Origin of the sequence: Stenotrophomonas sp. HMWF003 (assembly GCF_003061285.1) — a bacterium.
GTDB classification, from domain to species: Bacteria; Pseudomonadota; Gammaproteobacteria; order Xanthomonadales; family Xanthomonadaceae; genus Stenotrophomonas; species Stenotrophomonas maltophilia_AP.
The window spans coordinates 1-3,789 of sequence record NZ_QAIW01000279.1; the positions used below are offsets into that span (position 1 = coordinate 1).

The 3,789-nt window shown below is 65.3% G+C and carries 5 protein-coding genes and 1 pseudogene; 1 reads left to right on the top strand and 5 read right to left on the bottom strand.

The annotated features are described in order from the left end of the window. Positions 1 to 93 precede the first annotated feature (93 nt). From DBR34_RS11575 to DBR34_RS11590, 4 genes are all read right to left on the bottom strand, one after another. A complete protein-coding gene (locus DBR34_RS11575) occupies positions 94 to 876 on the bottom strand; it encodes a serine/threonine protein phosphatase (RefSeq protein WP_128096909.1) in 783 nt (260 codons plus the stop codon). Between the two features lie 74 nt (positions 877 to 950). After that, positions 951 to 1,928, bottom strand: coding sequence for a beta-ketoacyl-ACP synthase III (locus DBR34_RS11580; RefSeq protein ID WP_128096910.1), 978 nt, complete (start codon positions 1,926 to 1,928; stop codon positions 951 to 953). Positions 1,929 to 2,016: 88 nt separating this feature from the next. Continuing rightward, positions 2,017 to 2,214 (bottom strand): 50S ribosomal protein L32, encoded by a 198-nt coding sequence (gene rpmF, locus DBR34_RS11585; RefSeq protein WP_038690090.1) that lies wholly within the window; start codon positions 2,212 to 2,214, stop codon positions 2,017 to 2,019. A 108-nt stretch (positions 2,215 to 2,322) separates the two neighbouring features. Further along, the gene (locus DBR34_RS11590) at positions 2,323 to 2,832 is read right to left on the bottom strand and encodes a YceD family protein (protein WP_038690091.1); all 510 of its coding nucleotides are present in this window, start codon (positions 2,830 to 2,832) and stop codon (positions 2,323 to 2,325) included. 112 nt (positions 2,833 to 2,944) lie between these two features. Here DBR34_RS11590 and DBR34_RS11595 point away from each other — a divergent pair, with 112 nt between their 5' ends. Then, positions 2,945 to 3,517 (top strand): Maf family nucleotide pyrophosphatase, encoded by a 573-nt coding sequence (locus DBR34_RS11595; protein WP_128096911.1) that lies wholly within the window; start codon positions 2,945 to 2,947, stop codon positions 3,515 to 3,517. Between the two features lie 18 nt (positions 3,518 to 3,535). Here the strand turns inward: DBR34_RS11595 and DBR34_RS21355 are convergent. Further along, positions 3,536 to 3,789: pseudogene (locus DBR34_RS21355) on the bottom strand (glycosyltransferase family 39 protein); the annotation flags it as partial.

Genomic DNA, 3,789 nt, shown 5'->3' on the forward strand with positions numbered 1-3,789 from the left:
ACCCACCCACGCCGACCCGGCACGACCCAAGCGAGTAATAACGCTCTGGCTCTAGGCTCTTAGAGCTCTGGCTTCAAAAAAGCCCCACCCCGATCAAACCAACAACTGCAGGATGTCGAGGTCGCCGTCGGAGAAGAAGTCGTAGCAGATCACCGCCAGCATCAGCACCCCCAGCGTCGTGGCCCCGTGCACCACCAGAATCGCGTGCGCCAGCGCCCGCGCCGAACGGCCCATCTTCAGGCTCGCCCGGGCCAGCCCCTGCAGCCGCCCCGACACCGCGTGCGCATGCGCGATCACCGGCGCCTCCACCCCGTCCATCGCCTGCGCCATCAGCGCCTGCAACTGCTGCGGACGGTCCTCGTAATACTTGGCCACGCCGTAACCGAACATCAGCCAATCGCGTGCCTGCGCCTGCGCCAGATCCATCACCTCCAGCGGGTCTTCCTCGAAATCGATGAAGCCCACCTTCGCCCCGTCCCAGGTCAGGTTGCGCGGCAACGGCTGACCGAAATAGGCCCCCTTCGCATGCGCCGCCGCGATGGCCTGCATCGCTGCCGCCACCAGCACGTCACGCCCGGCCGCATCAGCCTGGCGCAGACACGTATTGAACGAACTGCCGTTGTCTTCCAGCACCAGCGCCGCGTGGCCAGTGCCGATCACGTGCGGCACGTTCACCCCCTGCGCGGCCAGCTCGCCCAGACGGCGCGCCTCGGTTTCCTTCGCGGCATCGCCGCCCCGGTGCGGCGGCGGGCGCAGCGCATCGAGCTGGAAACGGTGTGCAACAAAATTGAGCAGGCCCAAGGCTACCGCGCGGCTACCTTCGCCGTACTGCTTCAGCCAGGCGCGTTGCCCTTCAATGACGATGGGCTCAACCATGACAGGTCTCCTGAAATGCATACGGCCCCTGATGGGGCCGTAATGAAAGCGTCACGTTGTCGTAACTAACACTATCAATAGCGCAGCAGGGCCGAACCCCACGTGAAGCCACCGCCGAAGGCTTCCAGCAGCAACAGCTGGCCACGCTCGACCCGGCCCGACCGGATCGCCACGTCCAGTGCCATCGGCACCGACGCAGACGACGTGTTGCCGTGCTTGTCCACCGTCACCACCACCTGCTCCATCGACATGTCCAGGCGCTTGGCCGTCGCTTCGATGATGCGCAGGTTGGCCTGGTGCGGGATCAGCCAGTCCAGGTCGGCCTTGGTCAGTGCGTTCGCTTCCAGGGTTTCATCGACGACCGAATCCAGCGCCTTGACGGCGTACTTGAACACGTCGTTGCCCTTCATCAGGATCGCGCCGCGGGCGTTCTCGCCCTCGCCGAAACCGGCCGACACGCCCACCGGGTTCCACAGCAGCTCTTTCTTGCTGCCATCCGAATGCAGGTGGGTGCTCAGGATGCCGGTGTCTTCGTCGGCCTTCAGCACCACCGCGCCGGCGCCATCGCCGAACAGCACGCAGGTGGTGCGCTCGGTCCAGTCGACGATCCGGGTCAGGGTTTCCGCACCGATGACCAGCACATGGCGTGCATCACCGGAACGAATGAATTTGTCCGCCACGCTCAACGCGAACACGAAGCCCGAACAGGCTGCGTTGACGTCGAAGGCAGGGCACCCGCTCGCACCGAGCTTGGCCTGGATCAGGCACGCGGTGGAGGGGAAGATCAGATCGGGCGTCGTAGTACCCACCACGATCATGTCCAGCTGCGAAGCGTCGATACCGGCCGCTTCCAGCGCACGCACCGCGGCGTGATAGCCGAGGTCGCTGGTGGTTTCGTTTTCCGCTGCAATGTGCCGCTCACGGATACCCGTTCGCGACTGGATCCACTCATCGGTGGTGTCGACCATTTTCTCCAGATCCTGGTTGGTCAACACTTTTTCGGGCAAATAGCTACCAGTGCCCGCGATCCTCGAGTAGATCCGCTTGCTCATTGCATGTCCTGTAGCACGGCCATCAACACCGACAGCCGGGAAGAATGGAGTAAAGGCCGCTGCCCGACCGGGCAGCGGCCTTCACGGATCAATCTTCTTCGACGGCCGAATTCGACTTGGTCGCAATCACCTTCTTGCCACGGTAGAAACCGTCAGCGGTGATGTGGTGACGCAGATGCACTTCACCGGTGGTCGGATCGGTGGACAGCTGCTTGGCGCTCAGGGCGTCATGCGCACGGCGCATACCGCGGCGGGACGGGGTGACACGGGATTTCTGCACAGCCATGGGATTGCTCCAAACTCGGTTCGTTTTGCTTCGTCGTTTCGTCGCGCAGGACGCCAGCGCCCAGCACAGTCTTCGCTTTCGCCGCAGCCGCCGACGACAATCCGGCTGCTATTGTTTTTTCAGTGCCGCCAATGCCGCGAACGGATTGGCCTTGCTGATTTCTTCTTCGGTCGGTGCCCAGTCGCGGTCCACTGCCTGCCCATCGGGAGACAACGGCACAACGGGCACGGCCAGGACCAGTTCGTCCTCGACCAGTTCCAGCGGTCGCAGCATGCCGTCTTCGGGCACCAGCCACGGTTCGTACCCTTCCGGCAACGAGGATTCTTCCTCTTCGCTGCGGATCAGGCCGAGCCGCTGCACCATCGAGACCGGCAGCAGGAAGCGCTGCAGGCTGCGCTGACAGATCAGCGGCAACGCGGTTTCGATGGTCAGTTCAACATAGGATACCCGCAGGATGTCGTCGTGCGCGAATTCCAGTGCATAGGTGCACTGACCTTCGGTATCGGCAACAAGCCCTTGCAGGCGGGTCAATTCAGCTAGATTCACCTGGCCGTCGAAGCACCTGCGTGCTGCGACCATCCGCCAAGCATCCAGCAATTCGGGCACGTTCGCGGACATAAGCCGCTGAATGTTAAGGACCGTCTGCCCGGCTGTCAAATCCATCCTGTACCGGCTTGCCCCACCCGGCCGCCGCGGCCAGACTGCCGACCCCACCAACCGGTATTTTCGCATGCTTCCGCCCGTGCTTGCCTCCACCTCCCGCTACCGCCTGGAACTGCTGCAACGGCTGGGTCTGGCGCCCGACTGCGCACGCCCGGACGTGGATGAGACCCCCCAGCCGGGCGAATCCCCCCATGCACTGGCGGTACGCCTGGCACAGGCCAAGGCCGCCGAGGTGGCCGCGCGCTTCCCCGGGCGCTGGGTGATTGGGTCGGACCAGGTCGCCGAGCTGAACGGTTCCCCGCTGGGCAAGCCGGGCACCGTGGCCGCGGCGCAGGCGCAGCTGGCGGCGATGTCCGGCCAGGTCGTGGCGTTCCATACGGCGGTCAGCCTGCGCTGCGACGGTCGGGAGCTGGCGGCCTGCGACCTGACCCGGGTGCACTTCCGCGCCCTGGATGCGGCCACCATCGCCCGCTACGTGGCTGCCGAACAGCCGTTGGACTGCGCCGGCAGCTTCAAATGCGAGGGGCTGGGCATCGCCCTGTTCGAGGCCATCGAGAACCGCGACCCCACGGCGCTGATCGGGCTGCCCCTGATCGCCACCAGCCAGCTCCTGCGCCAGGCCGGTTACACCCTGCCCTGAGCCCGGGCGGCGCGCCGTTCAGCGCGCGGGCACCTGCAGCACCTGTTCCTGCCAGGCTTCCACGCTGCCATCGCGGCCATGCAGGCGCAGCCCCAGCCAATGCCTGCCCGGTGCCAGCCCGCGCGTATCGATCCGTGCACTGAAGCCGACGTTGGGGTGCTGCGGGTCGTTGGAGTTCGTCCAGAAGCTGGTGATGTCGTACAGGCGACCGTACTCGGCCTCGGCCACGGCCTTGCCATCCAGCAGCACCTCCACCCGCGACAGCCCCACCC